1 protein-coding gene is annotated in these 351 nt (G+C 64.3%); it reads right to left on the bottom strand.

Features of this window, described 5'->3' with window-relative positions; genetic code table 11:
- Positions 1-334 (bottom strand): aminoacyl--tRNA ligase-related protein (locus tag AC1DCP_RS26755; RefSeq protein ID WP_476774924.1); only part of this gene is annotated, 334 nt, incomplete at its 3' end.
- Positions 335-351: the final 17 nt, after the last annotated feature.

The raw sequence follows: 351 nt of genomic DNA, 5'->3' as shown, positions 1-351 counted from the left end.
GCGGCAGCGCCTCGGMGGCTTCCATGTTGGCGGCGTATTCCGAGGTGGGGCAGTAGACGATGGCGTCCTCGCCGGTATCGGCGATCACGTGGAACTCGTGCGAGCCCGAGCCGCCGATGGCGCCGTTATCGGCCGCCACAGCGCGGAATTCCAGGCCGAAACGCTGGAAGATGCGCGTGTAGGTGTCGTACATGTTGCGGTACGAGCCCTTCAGGCCGTCCAGGTCCCGGTCGAAGGAATAGGCGTCCTTCATGGTGAACTCGCGGCCACGCATGATGCCGAAGCGGGGCCGGCGCTCGTCGCGGAACTTGGTCTGAATCTGATAGAAGTTCACCGGGAGCTGCTTGTAGC

This window comes from Agrobacterium sp. 10T429 (assembly GCF_056393925.1).
This window is presented reverse-complemented; position numbering and strand designations above follow the sequence as displayed.